Annotated in this window: 12 protein-coding genes and 1 pseudogene; 6 read left to right on the top strand and 7 right to left on the bottom strand. The window is 61.5% G+C overall.

Going from position 1 to position 16891, the window contains the following annotated elements; genetic code table 11:
* Positions 1-3: 3 nt before the first annotated feature.
* The 4 genes from ACI2KS_RS15790 to ACI2KS_RS15775 are packed head-to-tail and all read left to right on the top strand — an operon-like array spanning position 4 to position 2912.
* Entirely contained in the window at positions 4-468 is a 465-nt protein-coding gene (locus ACI2KS_RS15790) for a 3-hydroxylacyl-ACP dehydratase (RefSeq protein ID WP_404622181.1), read from the top strand.
* Complete coding sequence (gene fabG / locus ACI2KS_RS15785) at positions 461-1189, top strand: 3-oxoacyl-ACP reductase FabG (protein WP_404621800.1); 729 nt, start codon at positions 461-463, stop codon at positions 1187-1189. The genes ACI2KS_RS15790 and fabG overlap by 8 nt, the downstream gene beginning before the upstream one ends.
* Complete coding sequence (locus tag ACI2KS_RS15780; protein WP_404621799.1) at positions 1189-2415, top strand: beta-ketoacyl-ACP synthase; 1227 nt, start codon at positions 1189-1191, stop codon at positions 2413-2415. Before fabG ends, ACI2KS_RS15780 begins: the two co-directional genes overlap by 1 nt.
* A gap of 29 nt (positions 2416-2444) precedes the next feature.
* Positions 2445-2912, top strand: coding sequence for a hypothetical protein (locus ACI2KS_RS15775; RefSeq protein WP_404621797.1), 468 nt, complete (start codon positions 2445-2447; stop codon positions 2910-2912).
* Between the two features lie 14 nt (positions 2913-2926).
* Here the strand turns inward: ACI2KS_RS15775 and ACI2KS_RS15770 are convergent, their stop codons facing one another.
* Entirely contained in the window at positions 2927-3817 is an 891-nt protein-coding gene (locus ACI2KS_RS15770) for a LysR substrate-binding domain-containing protein (protein ID WP_404621795.1), read from the bottom strand.
* Positions 3818-3933: 116 nt separating this feature from the next.
* Between ACI2KS_RS15770 and ACI2KS_RS15765 the strand changes: the two genes are divergently transcribed.
* Both ACI2KS_RS15765 and ACI2KS_RS15760 read left to right on the top strand, forming a co-directional pair.
* Positions 3934-5202, top strand: a complete 1269-nt coding sequence (locus tag ACI2KS_RS15765; protein ID WP_404621793.1) for an MFS transporter — start codon at positions 3934-3936, stop codon at positions 5200-5202.
* Positions 5203-5285: 83 nt separating this feature from the next.
* Positions 5286-5465: pseudogene (locus ACI2KS_RS15760) on the top strand (HigA family addiction module antitoxin); the annotation flags it as partial.
* Positions 5466-5523: 58 nt separating this feature from the next.
* Here ACI2KS_RS15760 and hemE read toward each other — a convergent pair.
* The 6 genes from hemE to aroK form a co-directional block, all read right to left on the bottom strand.
* A complete protein-coding gene (gene hemE / locus ACI2KS_RS15755; RefSeq protein ID WP_404621791.1) occupies positions 5524-6588 on the bottom strand; it encodes a uroporphyrinogen decarboxylase in 1065 nt (354 codons plus the stop codon).
* 582 nt (positions 6589-7170) lie between these two features.
* Entirely contained in the window at positions 7171-8589 is a 1419-nt protein-coding gene (locus tag ACI2KS_RS15750) for an FAD-dependent oxidoreductase (RefSeq protein WP_404621789.1), read from the bottom strand.
* Between the two features lie 119 nt (positions 8590-8708).
* Positions 8709-13154, bottom strand: coding sequence for a glutamate synthase large subunit (gene gltB / locus ACI2KS_RS15745; protein ID WP_404622180.1), 4446 nt, complete (start codon positions 13152-13154; stop codon positions 8709-8711).
* A 356-nt stretch (positions 13155-13510) separates the two neighbouring features.
* A complete protein-coding gene (locus ACI2KS_RS15740) occupies positions 13511-15127 on the bottom strand; it encodes an SPOR domain-containing protein (protein WP_404621787.1) in 1617 nt (538 codons plus the stop codon).
* Positions 15128-15137: 10 nt separating this feature from the next.
* Positions 15138-16241, bottom strand: a complete 1104-nt coding sequence (gene aroB / locus ACI2KS_RS15735; RefSeq protein ID WP_404621785.1) for a 3-dehydroquinate synthase — start codon at positions 16239-16241, stop codon at positions 15138-15140.
* 129 nt (positions 16242-16370) lie between these two features.
* The gene (gene aroK, locus ACI2KS_RS15730) at positions 16371-16889 is read right to left on the bottom strand and encodes a shikimate kinase AroK (protein ID WP_404621783.1); all 519 of its coding nucleotides are present in this window, start codon (positions 16887-16889) and stop codon (positions 16371-16373) included.
* Between the last annotated feature and the right edge of the window lie 2 nt (positions 16890-16891).

Genomic DNA, 16891 nt, shown 5'->3' with positions numbered 1-16891 from the left:
TCCATGACCCCATGCCCGTGGTGGCCTGCCGACCTGCTGCCCCACACCGGCGACATGATCCTCATTGATCAAGTGCTGGAGTTCGACGCAGAGCAGATCCTCACCCGCATTCATGTGCGTGGCGGCGGCCTGTTCAATCGCCCCGACGGCAGCCTGCCCGCCTGGGTCGGCATCGAGTTGATGGCCCAGACGGTCGCCGCCTATGCCGGTTGTCAGGCCCGGGTTGGCGATAAACCCGTGGAGCTGGGCTTTCTGCTGGGCACGCGCAAGTTCGAGTGCAATGTCGAGCATTTCCCGCTCGGCAGCGACCTGCTCATCCACGCCCGGCGCTCCCTGCAGGACGACAGCGGCATGGGCGTGTTCGAGTGCCACCTGACTGGCGGCGGGATTCAAGCCAGCGCCCGCCTCAATGTCTACCGCCCGCCGCAATCGGCCAATTATCTGGCCGAAGGAGCCGCACATGACTGACTCGATTCTGGTCACCGGTTCCAGCCGTGGTATCGGCCGCGCCATCGCGCTGCGTCTGGCCCAGGCCGGTTACGACATCGTCCTGCACTGCCGCAGCGGACACGCAGAAGCCCAGGCGGTGCAAGGGGAGGTTCAGGTGTTGGGCCGACAGGCGCGGGTGTTGCAATTCGACGTTGCCGATCGCGCGGCCTGCAAGGCCATTCTGCAAGCCGATGTCGAAACCCACGGCGCGTATTACGGCGTGGTGTGCAATGCCGGCCTGACCCGTGACGGTGCTTTTCCGGCACTGACCGAGGACGACTGGGACATTGTCATGCGCACCAACCTCGACGGTTTCTACAACGTCCTGCACCCGGTGATGATGCCGATGATTCGTCGTCGTGCCGCCGGGCGAATTGTGTGTATCACTTCGGTATCGGGACTGATCGGCAACCGTGGCCAGGTTAACTACAGCGCCTCCAAAGCCGGCATCATTGGCGCCGCCAAGGCCCTGGCCATCGAACTGGGCAAGCGCAAGATCACCGTCAATTGCGTCGCTCCGGGCCTGATCGACACGGCGATGCTTGACGAAAACGTGCCGGTGGACGAGCTGCTCAAGATGATCCCCGCGCAACGCATGGGCACCCCTGAAGAAGTGGCCGGTGCCGTGAATTTCCTGATGTCGGCGGAAGCCTCTTACATCACCCGTCAGGTTCTGGCGGTCAACGGAGGCTTGTGCTGATGAAGCGCGTCGTCGTCACCGGCATGGCCGGTATCACCTCGCTGGGCAGTGACTGGGCCAGCATCGAAGCCAACTTCAACAGCGATCGTAGCGGCATCCGGCGCATGGATGAATGGGATCGCTTCAGCGAACTGAATACGCGTCTGGCGGGCCCTATCGACGACTTCGTCGTACCCTCGCACTGGACCCGCAAACAACTGCGCAGCATGGGTCGGGTTTCACGCCTGGCGGTAGGCGCCTCGGAACAGGCGCTGCGTGACGCCGGCTTGCTGGGTGACCCGATCATTCGTGACGGGCGCATGGGGGTGGCCTGCGGTTCATCCACCGGCAGCACCGACGAAATCAAGGCGTTTGGCAACATGCTGCTCAACTCGGTGGCCGAAGGCCTCAATGCCAACTCTTATGTGCGCATGATGCCGCACACCACAGCGGCGAATATCAGCATTTTTTTCAACCTCACCGGCCGCCTGATCCCGACCTCCAGCGCCTGCACCAGCGGCAGCCAGGGCGTGGGTTATGCCTATGAGGCGATCAAGTTCGGGCGCCTGCCGCTGATGCTCGCTGGCGGCGCCGAAGAGCTGTGCCCGACCGAAGCGATGGTGTTCGACGCGCTCTATGCCACCAGCCTGAAAAACGACGCGCCGCATACCAGCCCCCGCCCGTATGACAGTGCACGGGATGGTCTGGTGATCGGCGAAGGCGGCGGCATGCTGGTACTCGAAGAGCTGGAGCACGCGTTGGCCCGTGGCGCGCGGATTCACGCGGAAGTGGTCGGCTTTGGCAGCAATGCCGACGGCGTGCACACCACCCGTCCCGAGCAGCTCACCATGCGCCGCGCCATGGAGCTGGCCCTCGAGGACGCCCACCTGTCGCCCGATGCGATCGGCTATGTCAACGGTCATGGCACCGCGACCGAACAGGGCGATATCGCTGAAACCCTGGCCACCCACAGCCTGTTCGGCTCGCGCATGAGCATCAGTTCGCAAAAGAGCTTCCTGGGCCACACCCTGGGTGCCTGCGGTGCGCTTGAGTCATGGTTCAGCATCGAGATGATGAACCGCGACCGCTACATTCACACGCTCAATCTGGACGAGGTCGACAGCCGCTGCGGCGAACTGGACTACCTGCGCGGCGAACCCAGGCGCATGAGCCATGAGTTCGTGATGAACAACAACTTCGCTTTCGGTGGGGTCAACACCTCGTTGATCTTCCGTCGTTGGCAATGACCGCTTCACCCATCTTCTGGAGAAATGGAATGTCCTCCCTGCTTCGCGCCTCACTGATCATCCTGGCGCTGTTATCCACCGCCGCCTGCACCAGCAAGGCCGTGGTAACCCCCGACCGCACCCTTGCGACAAACCTGCATGCTGATCAGGAACAGGTGAAGCAGGCGATCCTGACCACGCTGGTCAAACGCCAGTGGAGTGTCCAGCGTGTCGGCCCTGACCTGGTTCAGGCGCAAATCACCGTGCGCGGGCAGTTCCACGCCGAAATCGATATCCCGTACACCGCAGATCACTACCAGATCAGATACCGCGACAGCCGTGAGATGAACTACAAGGACGGCAAGATTCACAAGAACTACAACCGCTGGGTCAGGTTGCTCGATAAGGGCATCCTGAATGAGTTGCGCGACGCTCAGGCGAAGGTCACCGCGAAGAATCTGGCAAACGGCGTGGCGACTGACGCCATGCCGCTGCAGTCGGGGCAGATGCTGCACTGAAGAGCGCCTGCCACTCACCCCGCCTTGCGCGTCACCAGTTCAACGAATGCCTTGGCCATGGGGGACTTCTGGTCCTTGCGCTGCACCAGCCACACCGCTGATGTCGCGTCAGGGTCCAGCAGCGTGCGATAGACCACGCCATCAATGCGCATGCGCTGATAGGACGCGGGCAGCACGGTCACCCCCAATCCCGCCGCGACAAGGCCGATGATCGTCATCGCCTCGCCCGCCTCCTGGGTGAACATCGGGCTGAAGCCGGCCTCTCGCGCCAGGTCCAACAACTGCGCGTACAGGCCGCTGCCGTAGGATCGCGGAAAAAACACGAAAGGCTCGGCCGCCAGCTCCCTGAGATGGATGCCCCGCTCGCTCCCCTCGGCCAACGGGTGGTCGGAACGCAAAATGGCCACTAACGGCTCACGTAACAGCTCCACCGCCACCAGTGAATCCGGCAAAGGCAGAGGACGCATGATGCCAACCTGCATCGATTGTTCTTCCAGGCGCTCGGCGACCTCCTTGCTGCTCATCTCCTGAAGCGCCAGATGCACGGCTGGATAGCGCTGGCGAAAAGCAAAGATCGCTTGCGGGATGCTGGAGGTGAACGGGGCGGAGGCGGTGAAGCCGATCTTCAGTTCGCCCAGCTCGCCCAACTGCGCGCGGCGGGCGACATCCGAAGCTTTTTCGACTTGGGCCAGTACCAGCCGCGCCTCATCGAGGAACAACCGGCCGGCCTCGCTCAATTCCACTCGTCGGTTGGTACGCTCGAACAGACGCGCTCCCAGTTCCTGCTCCAGCGCCTGGATCTGCTGGCTCAGCGGGGGCTGCGATATCCCCAGTGCCAGCGCGGCGCGTCCAAAGTGCAGCTCTTCGGCCACGGCGATGAAGTAGCGTAGATGTCTCAACTCCATGAATACCTCATTAGGTCGTCAGACGTATCAAACAGGTCGAACAATATATTGGAAAGAATCGTTAGCCAGCTATATTCTTTTCAATATTGCCGCCCCGCTCCCCCCTGAGGTTCATCGTGAATACTGCTGCATCTCCCAACGCATCTGCGCCCGAGCTGATCGAAGCCGCGATCCCGCTGGGCGATACCTATATCGAAAAAGACACCCCCGCCTTCATTCGTACGGTTCTGGCGTTGTTTTCCGGCGGTTTCGCCACGTTTGCCTTGCTGTATTGCGTGCAGCCGATGATGCCCGTGCTGTCCAGAGAGTTCTCCATCAACCCGGCCCAGAGCAGCCTGATTCTGTCGGTCTCCACGGCGATGCTGGCGATTGGATTGTTGATCACCGGTCCGATCTCTGATCGCCTTGGGCGTAAGTCGGTGATGGTCTGTTCGTTGTTTTCAGCGGCGATTTTCACCATCGCCAGCGCGCTGATGCCGACCTGGGAAGGGGTGCTGGTTGCCAGGGCGTTGGTGGGGCTGTCTCTGAGCGGTCTGGCAGCGGTGGCTATGACCTACCTGAGCGAAGAAATCCACCCGCAGCACATCGGTCTGGCCATGGGGCTGTATATCGGCGGCAACGCCATTGGCGGGATGAGCGGGCGGGTAATCACCGGTGTGCTGAGCGACTACGTCAGCTGGCACACCGCGCTGTCGATCATGGGCCTGATCGCCCTTGGCGCCGCCTGCGTGTTCTGGAAAATCCTGCCGCCGTCGCGCAACTTTCGCGCCCGCCCGCTCAACGGCCGAACCCTGCTGGAAGGGTTTGTCATGCAGTTTCGCGATGCTGGCCTGCCGTGGCTGTTCCTGGAAGGCTTCCTGCTGATGGGCGCTTTCGTCACCCTGTTCAACTACATCGGCTATCGCCTGTTGGCCGAGCCGTACAACCTGAGCCAGGCCGTGGTGGGATTATTCTCGGTGGTGTACCTGTCGGGCATCTACAGCTCGGCGAAGATCGGTGCGCTGGCCGACCAACTGGGTCGACGCAACGTGCTGTGGGCCGTCATCGTGCTGATGCTGGCAGGCGTGGCCCTGACCATGTTCAGCCCATTGGTGGTGGTGATCGCGGGCGTCCTGATGTTCACCTTCGGCTTCTTCGGCGCCCACTCGGTCGCCAGCAGCTGGATCGGCCGTCGTGCGATCAAGGCCAAGGGGCAGGCCTCGTCGCTGTACCTGTTCAGTTATTACGTTGGTTCCAGCGTTGCAGGCACCGGCGGCGGCGTGTTCTGGCATTACGCAGGCTGGAACGGCATAGGCGTGTTCATCGGCATCCTGCTGCTGATCGCACTGGCTGCAGCGCTGAAACTCGCGAAAGTCCCGCCGTTGGCGGTGAATGTGCAGGTTTGATCTTTTAGGCGTTTTCGTACAAAACCCAGCTTCGTTTCACATGGTTCGCATCGACCTTGCCTGACAGTAAAGCGTGAACATTTATCATCAATGGCCGTGCACCGGTGAGCCCAGATCTGGCAGTACGACTGGAACGCGCCGGACTGAGTACCGCTCGCTTTTGGCTGGCCCTACAGATGAACCACGACCTCTGGCAGGCAGAGCACCGGGAGCAGCCCTCCATCACGCCTGTATATTCCCCACAAACGATCACTGCAGCATGAAACCGCACACAAAAACGCCCGGCATCGACCGGGCGTTTTTGCGTCTGCGTGTTAGCGCTTATTGATGATACTGCGCCGACATCTCGTGTACCGCTTCGATGAATGCACCCGCATTGGCCGGGTCGACCTCGGGGGTGATGCCGTGGCCCAGGTTGAATACGTGGCCGGTACCGCTGCCGTAGCTCTTGAGGATGTTCGAGACTTCCTGGCGAATCGCCTGGGGGTTTGCGTAGAGCACGGTCGGGTCCATGTTGCCTTGCAGCGCGACCTTGCCGCCCACCCGGCGACGGGCTTCGCCGATGTCGCAGGTCCAGTCCAGGCCCAGCGCGTCAGCACCGGCATCAGCGATGCTTTCCAGCCACAGACCGCCGCCCTTGGTGAACAGGATCACCGGCACTTTACGGCCGTCGTGTTCGCGGATCAGGCCGCTGACGATCTTGCGCATGTAAGCCAGGGAGAATTCCTGATACGCCGCCGCCGACAGGCTTCCGCCCCAGCTGTCGAAGATCTGCACCGCTTGCGCGCCTGCCAGGATTTGCCCGTTGAGGTAAGCGGTGACGGCCTGCGCCAGCTTGTCCAGCAACAGGTGCATGGCTTGCGGGTTGTCGTAGAGCATGGCTTTGGATTTACGGAAGTCCTTGGACGAGCCGCCTTCAACCATATAGGTGGCCAGGGTCCACGGGCTTCCGGCGAAACCGATCAACGGCACCCGACCGTTGAGTTCACGGCGGATGGTGCTGACCGCATCCATGACATAGCCCAGGTCTTTGCGGGCGTCGGGAATCGGCAGGGCTTCGATGTCGGCCAGGGTGCTGACGGTCTTCTTGAAGCGCGGGCCTTCGCCGGTTTCGAAATACAGACCCAGGCCCATGGCGTCAGGCACGGTGAGGATGTCGGAGAACAGGATGGCGGCGTCCAGCGGGTAGCGCTCAAGCGGCTGCAGGGTGACTTCGCAGGCAAACTCCGGGTTCATGCACAGGCTCATGAAATCGCCGGCCTTGGCGCGGCTGGCGCGGTATTCCGGGAGATAGCGACCGGCCTGACGCATCATCCATACCGGCGTGACATCTACAGGTTGCTTGAGCAGGGCGCGAAGGAAACGGTCGTTCTTCAGGGCGGTCATGGCGGCATCCGGAAAAAAAGTGCGGGCATTTTCTCAGACACCAACGCAAAAGGCACGGTAAGTACCGTGCCTTTTGTCTATGGGGGCGATTTGTCGCAGAAATCCGGCGCTGGATCATCTGCTAGGAGCCGGCTAGCTGGCGAACCAGACGACGCGGTGTATCGGACACAACGCGTTATCGTTCTTCGCCAGCAAGCCGGCTCCCACGGCCTTCGGCCAGAATCAAAAGCAAGCGGCGCAGTAGAGGTCTATCGCTTCTGCCCGCAGGACGACAGAGGCCCACCCGCTTCTGCCCGGAGGGCGTGGGAGTTGGCTTGCCGACGATCTGGCGCGAAGCGCCAGCAAAGCCTGGGGACGCGATGCACCTGACCGGCCGTGCCGTCTGACTCTACTACCGGTGCCCGGCAGATCGCTGGCAAGCCAAGCTCCCACGGCCTGGGCCAGAATCAAAAGCAGGCGCAATAGTCCAAAGCTGCTTGAGGGGCTTGTTTGAAACCATAGAATCTCCCACCCCCTTTCGGTCAGAAGAGGACAGGCAAACACCGTTCGAAAACGCTTTGCCCTCCCAGTCCGGATTGCAGATCAGACGCCCAGATAGTCCAGAATCCCTTCAGCCGCGTTGCGGCCTTCGAAGATTGCGGTCACAACCAGATCCGACCCGCGCACCATATCGCCACCGGCGAAGATTTTCGGGTTGCTGGTCTGGTGCTTGAACTTGCCCTGTTCCGGCGCGACCACACGGCCCTGGCTGTCGGTGTCGATCTGGTGCTGCTCGAACCAGGATGCCGGGCTTGGGCGGAAACCGAAGGCGATGACCACAGCGTCTGCCGGGATGATCTCTTCGGAGCCTGGAATCGGCTCGGGGCTGCGACGACCACGGGCATCAGGCTCGCCAAGTCGGGTCTCGACGACCTTCACGCCTTCGACCTTGTCCTCGCCGACAATGGCGATCGGCTGGCGGTTGTAGAGGAACCTCACGCCCTCTTCCTTGGCGTTCTTCACTTCCTTGCGCGAGCCCGGCATGTTTTCTTCGTCGCGGCGATAGGCACAGGTCACCGACTTGGCGCCCTGGCGGATCGAGGTACGGTTACAGTCCATGGCGGTGTCACCACCACCGAGCACCACCACCTTCTTGCCTTTCATGTCGACGAAATCTTCCGGCGACTTTTCAAAGCCCAGGTTGCGATTGACGTTGGCGATCAGGAAATCCAGCGCATCGTGCACGCCTGGCAGGTCCTCACCGGGGAAGCCGCCCTTCATGTAGGTGTAGGTGCCCATGCCCATGAACACGGCATCGAATTCTTCCAGCAGTTGCTCGACCGAGATGTCCTTGCCGATTTCGGTATTGAGGCGGAACTCGATACCCATGCCGGTGAACACTTCGCGGCGGTTGCTGAGCACGCTTTTCTCAAGCTTGAACTCAGGGATGCCGAAGGTCAGCAGACCGCCGATTTCCGGGTTCTTGTCGAACACCACCGGCGCCACACCACCGCGCACCAGCACGTCGGCACAACCCAGGCCGGCAGGGCCTGCACCAATGATTGCCACGCGCTTGCCGGTCGGCACCACGCGCGACATGTCCGGACGCCAGCCCATGGCGAAGGCGGTATCGGTGATGTACTTCTCCACCGATCCGATGGTCACTGCGCCGAAGCCGTCGTTGAGGGTGCAGGCACCTTCGCACAGACGGTCCTGCGGGCACACGCGACCGCAGACTTCCGGCAGGGTGTTGGTCTGGTGCGACAGCTCGGCGGCGGCGAGGATGTTGCCCTCCGACACCAGCTTCAACCAGTTGGGAATGAAGTTATGCACAGGGCATTTCCATTCACAGTACGGGTTACCGCAACCCAGGCAACGGTGGGCCTGGTCGGCCGACTGCTGGGGTTTGAAGGGCTCGTAGATTTCCACGAACTCTTTCTTGCGTTGACGCAACAGTTTCTTCTTCGGATCTTTGCGCCCGACATCGATGAACTGGAAGTCGTTACTGAGACGCTCGGCCATTCTCTTGAACCTCTAACCGCAGCCTCAAGCCGTAAGCCTGAAGCTGCAAGAACTTATTTCGCAGGCACTCGCGCACTGCCATTAGCTTGCGGCTTGAAACTTGCCGCTTGCAGCTGCCCTTATTGCGGATTTGCGCGGGTGCTGGACAACAGAGACTTCAGGTTCGCAGCCTTGGGCTTGACCAGCCAGAAGCGGCGCAGGTAGTCGTCCAGGTTCTCCCAGAGATTACGGCCCCACTCGCTGTCGGTTTCCGCCACGTACTCGGCCAGAACGCGCTCCAGATGGCTGCGATAGGCTTCCATCGCTTCGCCGCTGATGCGCTGGATCTCGACCAGTTCGTGGTTGACCCGGTCAACGAAGGTGTTGTCCTGATCCAGCACGTAGGCGAAACCACCGGTCATGCCGGAGCCGAAGTTGTAGCCGGTCTTGCCCAGAACGCAGACGAAACCGCCGGTCATGTATTCGCAGCAGTGATCGCCAGTGCCTTCCACCACGGTGTGGGCGCCAGAGTTACGTACCGCGAAACGCTCGCCCGCGGTTCCTGCAGCAAAAAGCTTGCCGCCGGTGGCGCCGTACAGGCAAGTGTTGCCGATGATGGCGCTGTCCTGGGTTTTGAACGGGCTGCCTTTTGGCGGCACGATCACCAGTTTGCCAGCGGTCATGCCTTTGCCGACGTAGTCGTTGGCATCTCCTTCCAGGTACATGTTCAGGCCGCCGGCGTTCCACACACCGAAGCTCTGACCGGCGGTGCCCTTGAAGCGGAAGGTCACCGCAGCGTCGTTCATGCCCTGGTTGCCGTGCAGTTTGGCGATTTCGCCGGAAATCCGTGCGCCGATGGAGCGGTCACAGTTGCAGATGTCCAGTTCGTACTCGCCACCGCTCTTGGCCTGAATGGCCGATAGCGCCATGTCGACCATTTTCTCGGCCAGCAGGCCCTTGTCGAACGGCGGGTTGCGCTCTACCTGGCTGAACTGGGGTTTGTCAGCCGGAATGTGATCGCTACCCAGCAGAGGCGTCAGGTCCAGATGCTGCTGCTTGGCAGTCTCGCCCGGCAGGATATCCAGCAGATCGGTACGGCCGATCAGTTGCTCCAGCGAGCGAACGCCCAGCTTGGCCAGCCACTCGCGGGTTTCTTCGGCCACGTAGGTGAAGAAGTTGATCACCATGTCGACGGTGCCGATGTAGTGATCCTTGCGCAGCTTGTCGTTCTGGGTCGCAACGCCGGTGGCGCAGTTGTTCAGGTGGCAGATACGCAGGTATTTGCAGCCCAGCGCGATCATTGGCGCGGTACCGAAGCCGAAGCTTTCAGCGCCGAGGATCGCGGCCTTGATCACGTCCAGGCCCGTCTTCAGACCACCGTCGGTCTGTACCCGCACCTTGCCGCGCAGGTCGTTGCCGCGCAGGGTCTGGTGGGTTTCGGCCAGGCCGATTTCCCACGGAGCGCCCGCGTACTTGATCGACGACAGCGGCGACGCACCGGTACCGCCGTCGTAGCCGGAGATGGTGATCAGGTCGGCGTAGGCCTTGGCCACACCGGCGGCGATGGTGCCGACGCCGGCTTCCGCTACCAGCTTGACCGAGACCAGCGCTGCCGGGTTGACCTGCTTAAGGTCGAAAATCAACTGCGACAAGTCTTCGATCGAGTAGATGTCGTGGTGCGGCGGTGGCGAAATCAGGGTCACGCCAGGCACTGCGTAACGCAGCTTGGCGATCAGACCGTTGACCTTGCCGCCTGGCAACTGCCCGCCCTCGCCCGGCTTGGCGCCCTGGGCAACCTTGATCTGCAGCACGTCGGCGTTGACCAGGTACTCCGGCGTCACACCGAAGCGGCCGGTGGCGATCTGCTTGATCTTGGAGCTGCGGATGGTGCCGTAGCGGGCCGGATCTTCGCCGCCCTCACCCGAGTTGGAGCGCGCGCCCAGACGGTTCATCGCCTCGGCCAGCGCTTCATGAGCCTCTGGCGACAACGCACCCAGCGAGATACCCGCCGAGTCGAAACGCTTGAGAATCGCTTCCAGTGGCTCGATTTCCTCGATGGCCAATGGTGTGTCGAGTTCCTTGACCTTGAACAGGTCGCGGATCATCGACACCGGACGGTTGTCCACCAGCGCCGTGTATTCCTTGAATTTGCTGTAATCGCCCTGCTGCACGGCGGCTTGCAGCGTCGCCACCACGTCAGGGTTGTAGGCATGGTATTCACCACCGTAGACGAACTTCAGCAGCCCGCCTTGCTGGATTGGCTTGCGCGGGCTCCAGGCTTCACCGGCCAGGGCTTTCTGCTCATCTTCGATGTCGACGAAGCGCGCACCCTTGATGCGGCTCGGCACACCACGGAAGCTCAGGTCGCAGACCTGCTCGGACAAACCGATGGCTTCGAACAGTTGCGCACCGCGATACGAGGCGATGGTGGAGATACCCATCTTCGACAGGATCTTGAGCAGGCCCTTGGTGATGCCTTTGCGATAGTTCTTGAACACTTCGTACAGATCGCCCAGCACTTCGCCGGTGCGGATCAGGTCGCCCAGCACTTCGTAGGCCAGGAACGGATAGACCGCCGAGGCGCCGAAGCCGATCAACACGGCGAAGTGATGCGGATCGCGCGCGGTGGCGGTCTCGACCAGAATGTTGCTGTCGCAGCGCAGGCCTTTTTCGGTCAGGCGGTGATGCACCGCGCCGGTGGCCAGCGAAGCGTGGATCGGCAGCTTGCCCGGGGCGATGTGACGGTCAGTCAACACGATCTGGGTACGCCCGGCGCGCACGGCTTCTTCGGCCTGATCGGCAACGTTGCGCACAGCAGCCTCAAGGCCGGTGCTTTCGTCGTAGTTCAGGTCGATGATCGCGCGGTCGAAGCCTGGGCGGTCCAGGTTCATCAACGAGCGCCACTTGGCCGGGGAAATGACCGGCGAGCTGAGGATCACCCGCGAAGCATGCTCAGGCGACTCCTGGAAAATATTGCGCTCGGCGCCCAGGCAGACTTCCAGCGACATGACGATGGCTTCACGCAGCGGATCGATCGGCGGGTTGGTGACCTGCGCGAACTGCTGGCGGAAGTAGTCGTACGGGGTGCGCACACGACGCGACAGCACGGCCATTGGCGTGTCGTCGCCCATGGAGCCGACGGCTTCCTGACCTTGCTCGCCCAATGGGCGCAACACCTGATCACGCTCCTCGAACGTGACCTGGAACATTTTCATGTACTGCTTGAGCTGATCCGGGTTGTAGAACGCCGAACCGTGGTCGTGGTCTTCCAGGGTCGCCTGAATGCGCAACGCGTTCTTGCGCAGCCACTGCTTGTACGGGTGGCGCGACTTGAGACGGCTGTCGATGGCATCGGTGTCGAGGATCTGGCCGGTCTCGGTGTCCACGGCGAAGATCTGACCCGGGCCGACACGGCCCTTGGCGATGACGTCCTCGGGGCTGTAGTTCCAGACACCGATTTCCGAGGCCAGGGTGATGTAGCCGTTCTTGGTGGTGACCCAGCGCGCCGGACGCAAACCGTTACGGTCGAGCAGGCAGACCGCGTGGCGACCTTCGGTCATCACGATACCGGCCGGGCCGTCCCACGGCTCCATGTGCATGGAGTTGAATTCATAGAACGCCCGCAGATCAGGGTCCATGGTCTCAACGTTCTGCCATGCAGGTGGCACGAGCATGCGCACGCCACGGAACAGGTCGATGCCGCCGGTAACCATCAGCTCCAGCATGTTGTCCATGCTCGAGGAGTCCGAACCCACGCGGTTGACCAGCGGGCCCAGTTCGTCCAGGTCCATCAGGTCATTGGTGAACTTGGTGCGACGGGCCTGAGCCCAGTTGCGGTTACCGGTGATGGTGTTGATCTCGCCGTTGTGGGCGAGGAAGCGGAATGGCTGGGCCAGCGGCCATTTCGGCAGGGTGTTGGTCGAGAAGCGCTGGTGGAACACGCAGATTGCGGTCTGCAGGCGCTCATCGTTGAGGTCCGGATAGAATGCCGTGAGGTCACGCGGCATCATCAGGCCTTTGTAGATGATGGTCTTGTGCGAAAAGCTGCAGATGTAGTGGTCGGTATCAGCGGCGTTGGCAACTGACGAGCGGCGACGGGCGCTGAACAGCTTGATCGCGAATTCCTGATCGCTCAGGCCTTCACCGCCGATGAACACCTGCTCGATCTTCGGCAGGCGCTCAAGGGCCAGGCGGCCGAGGACGCTGGTATCGATGGGTACTTCACGCCAGCCGATCAGGGTCAGGCCTTCGGCGAGGATTTCGCGATTCATGTTGTCGCGAGCAGCTTGCGACTTGGCGTTGTCCTGGTTGAGGAACACCATGCCCACGCAGTACTGGCGCGGCAGCTCAGCGCCGAAGTGCTCTTGGGCCACGGCGCGCAGGAACGTGTCGGGTTTTTGCATCAACAGCCCGCAACCGTCACCGGTCTTGCCGTCGGCGTTGATCCCACCACGGTGGGTCATGCAGGTCAGGGCTTCGATAGCCGTCTGCAACAGATGATGACTGGGCTCGCCTTGCATATGGGCGATCAGGCCGAAACCACAGTTATCCTTGAATTCTTCTGGATGGTACAGACCTGCTTTCATAGACACATTCTCACCAGGCTGCCTCTTATCGAGGCAAATTTCTTTTCAATTCAACCATTTACCGTCCACGCTGAACGTATGCCAGCTTTGCGGGAGCAAAAGGGAGGTCATTGTACACACCGACACAAAACCTCACAAATTTAGCGACGAAACGTCGCAAATTTATGTCGCATTCATGAAAGGTTTTAAAACGATTCTCGTGCTAGTCAGAGCTGTTTTGCGAGTCTGACCAAAGAGAGCCCAAAGTTCAATGCGTGTCTGAGACGCATACACCACAAGGCGCGCTGCTCATTGTCAGCGCGCTCATGCGTGAATTTGGGGGCCAAGCGAGCGACCTGGATAAGGCCGCTGCGTCTTCAGCGAGCGGCGGCGAGTTCCTGTTGGATACTGCCGACAGTACGAGGCCAAGGTTTACCAGCCTGAACCTTCTCTGGCAAGACCTTGATAGCGGCAAGTGCAGCATTGCGGTCCGCGAAGCTACCGTAGGTCACCACATACAGAGGCTTGCCCTGCAGGGTCTTCTTGAAGTAGCGGTACTCCGCGCCCTGCTCTTTCACGTAGCTCTGAGCCGTGGCTTCGGAGCTGGTGCCGAGGATCTGCACCACGTAGTGAGTCGGCGTCTGACCCGAGTACCAGGTCCCGCCAGCAGCGGCTGGAGCGGCAGCGGCGGGTTTCTCTACGGGCTTGGGCGCAGGTTTGGCGCTGGCGACCTGAGTCGGTGCCGGCGCAGGCTTGGCAACGGGTGCAGGCGCAGGCTTAACCGCAGGCGCTGGTCGTGGCGTCGGTACTGGCGTTTGCGCCATGGCAGGTGCGGGACCCGCTGTTGCGCCTGCTGGTGGCGCAGTCGTGGTCACGGTTGGCGGCTGCAGCGACTGGTTGGCCGCAGCGCCGCCGTCCTCGCCGTCACCTTCGCCGGAGCCTGCGGCCTCGGCCAGTGGACCGCGCATCACCGGCTGCGAGTTACCGACCAACGGTAGCGGCATCGGCTGGGAGTTACCGGCGAACTCGATGGCCGGGCCACCGTTGTTCGATTGTTGCGCAGGCGCCTGCCCCTGACCCAGCGGCAATTGCGCCTGAGAGTTGGCTGGCGCAGTCGCCGGCGCATTGTTACGACCTGGAATCAACCACGCTGCGAGCACTGCTGCTACAACGACGCCACCCAAAGCCAACACGTGTTTCTTAGGCATTTTGAACCCCATACTTGGACGCTTGACCGCAGAGCGGCTGGCGATCATGGCTTCGATCATCGAATCGCGCGCGACCTGGTTGATCGCGCCCGGCCATCCATTGGACTGTTCGTGGATATCTGCAATCTGATCGGCATTGAGCACTTCAATGCCTCGCCCCGCGCCATCGAGACGCTGAGCCAGATACTCACGGGTTTCTTCTTCGGAATACGGTGCAAGCTCGATGACGTGGAAGCGCTCTTCTTCTGTACCGCTCTCGGCGCACAGCTGATCCAGTCGATCGATGATCGAAGCCTCGCCGAACAGGAAGACGTGCGGACGCCCTTCCGGAGTGCCCGCCGCCAATCCCAACAACGCTTCGAGTGCGGATTCGCCAAGTTGTTCGGCATCGTCCACCAGGACATACACTTCCTGACCCGTCAGCGCCAGTTGCACGACTTGCGAGAGGATGGCGCGCATCTCTGGCTGGGCGACGTTCAGCGCCTGGGCCACCTGACGCAGGACGCCTGAGGCATCACCCGCGCCACGGGCGGAAACCACCACGCTCTGCACCGACTGCTTGTTGGTGCTGGCAACCAGCGCCTGGCGCAGCAGCGTCTTGCCGCTGCCGTGAGGGCCGGTTACCAGCAACAGCAATTGGCTGTAACGCGCCAGGTGATGCAACTGACCCAGCACCGGCTTGCGCTGGGCAGGGAAAAACTTGAAGCCGGGGACCCGCGTGGCAAAGGGGTCATGACTCAATTGATAGTGACCGAGGAAGGCCTCATCGGCGTGCAAACTAGTCATGGATTTCTCATTAACCTCTAAGCTGATCCACCAAGGCGCGGTAGTCCGCGACCAGTGTGGCCTGTAGTACTTCTTTTGGATATTCGTCAGTCACCACCGCCTCGCCCATACGGCGCAGCAGCACCAGGCGCAGACGGCCATCGATCACCTTTTTGTCCACCGCCATGTGCTCGAGGAAATGCTCAGGCGTCATGTCCTGGGGCGGTACCACCGGCAGACCGGCGCGCTGAAACAGGCGGATACCGCGATCGCGCTCCTGCTCGCTGATCCAGCCCAGGCGCATCGACATCTCCAGCGCCATCACGGTACCTGCGGCGACGGCCTCACCGTGCAACCAGACCCCGTAACCCATGTGGGTTTCGATGGCATGACCGAAGGTGTGACCCAGATTCAGCGTGGCACGCACGCCCGATTCGCGCTCGTCGGCGCCGACCACGGCCGCCTTGGCCGCACAGGAGCGAGCAATGGCCGTGGTCAGTGTGGCCTGATCCAGACCGCGCAGCTTGTCCACATTGTCTTCGAGCCATGTCAGGAACGGCTCATCGCAAATCAGCCCGTACTTGATGACCTCGGCCAGCCCGGCCGAGAGTTCACGCTCAGGCAGCGTGTTCAGCGACAGGGTGTCGATGATGACCGCCTTTGGCTGGTAGAACGCACCCACCATATTCTTGCCCAGCGGGTGATTGATCCCGGTCTTGCCGCCCACCGAGGAGTCCACCTGGGACAACAGCGTGGTCGGCACCTGAATGAAATCCACCCCACGCTGATAACAGGCCGCCGCGAAACCGGCCATGTCACCGATCACGCCGCCGCCCAGCGCAATGACGGTCGTACGACGGTCGTGGCGCGCGGTCAGCAGGCCATCGAAGATGGTTTGCAGGGTTTCCCAGTTCTTGAAGGCTTCGCCATCGGGAAGCACGATCGGCAGGACGCTGTAGCCGGTCAGCGCTTTGCTCAGGCGCTCCATGTACAACGGAGCCACAGTCGCGTTGGACACGATCGCGACTTGCTTGCCGGCAATATAGGGCGTGAGCAGCTCAGGCCGATCCAACAAGCCTTCGCCAATATGAATCGGGTAGCTGCGCTCGCCAAGCTCGACCTTGAGTGTCTGCATGTGTCCCCACTGTTCTAACAATTGGATGCCCGGGTTCGTTCGCAGAGGCGTCGATACGGACCAGGGCGCAGGTCATTTGACGACCCTGCTTTTTATGGTCGCCGAGGATAGCGCATTTCCGTCTGCGCTTTAACGGGGAGGAAGCTCGGCCAACAGGGCGAGGATGTCAAGGACGACCATTCGTGGCGGCCGCTCATCGGTTTCGATGATGACATCGGCGATTTCTCGATAGAGCGGATCACGGATGGCCAGCAGCTCGCGCAGCACTCGGGCAGGATCGGCCGTACGCAGCAGAGGCCGATTGCGATCACGGGAGGTGCGACCCACTTGCTGCTCGACCGAGGCGTGCAGATACACCACACGGCCCCCGGCATGCAGCGAGCGGCGGTTTTCTTCGCGCATGACCGCGCCACCACCAGTGGCGAGCACCACGCCATCATGGGCGCATAGCTCGGCAATCATGGCTTGTTCGCGATCGCGAAAGCCCGCTTCACCTTCCTTGTCGAAGATCCACGGGATATTGGCGCCCGTTCGCAGCTCGATTTCCTTGTCGGAATCCTTGAACGGCAGTCGAAGCTCTTTGGCCAGCAGGCGACCGATGGTGCTTTTGCCAGCCCCCATCGGTCCCACAAGTATTAAATTTCGCACAG

The organism is Pseudomonas sp. NPDC087358, from assembly GCF_044900785.1.
In the GTDB taxonomy this organism is placed as follows: Bacteria; Pseudomonadota; Gammaproteobacteria; order Pseudomonadales; family Pseudomonadaceae; genus Aquipseudomonas.
This window is presented reverse-complemented; position numbering and strand designations above follow the sequence as displayed.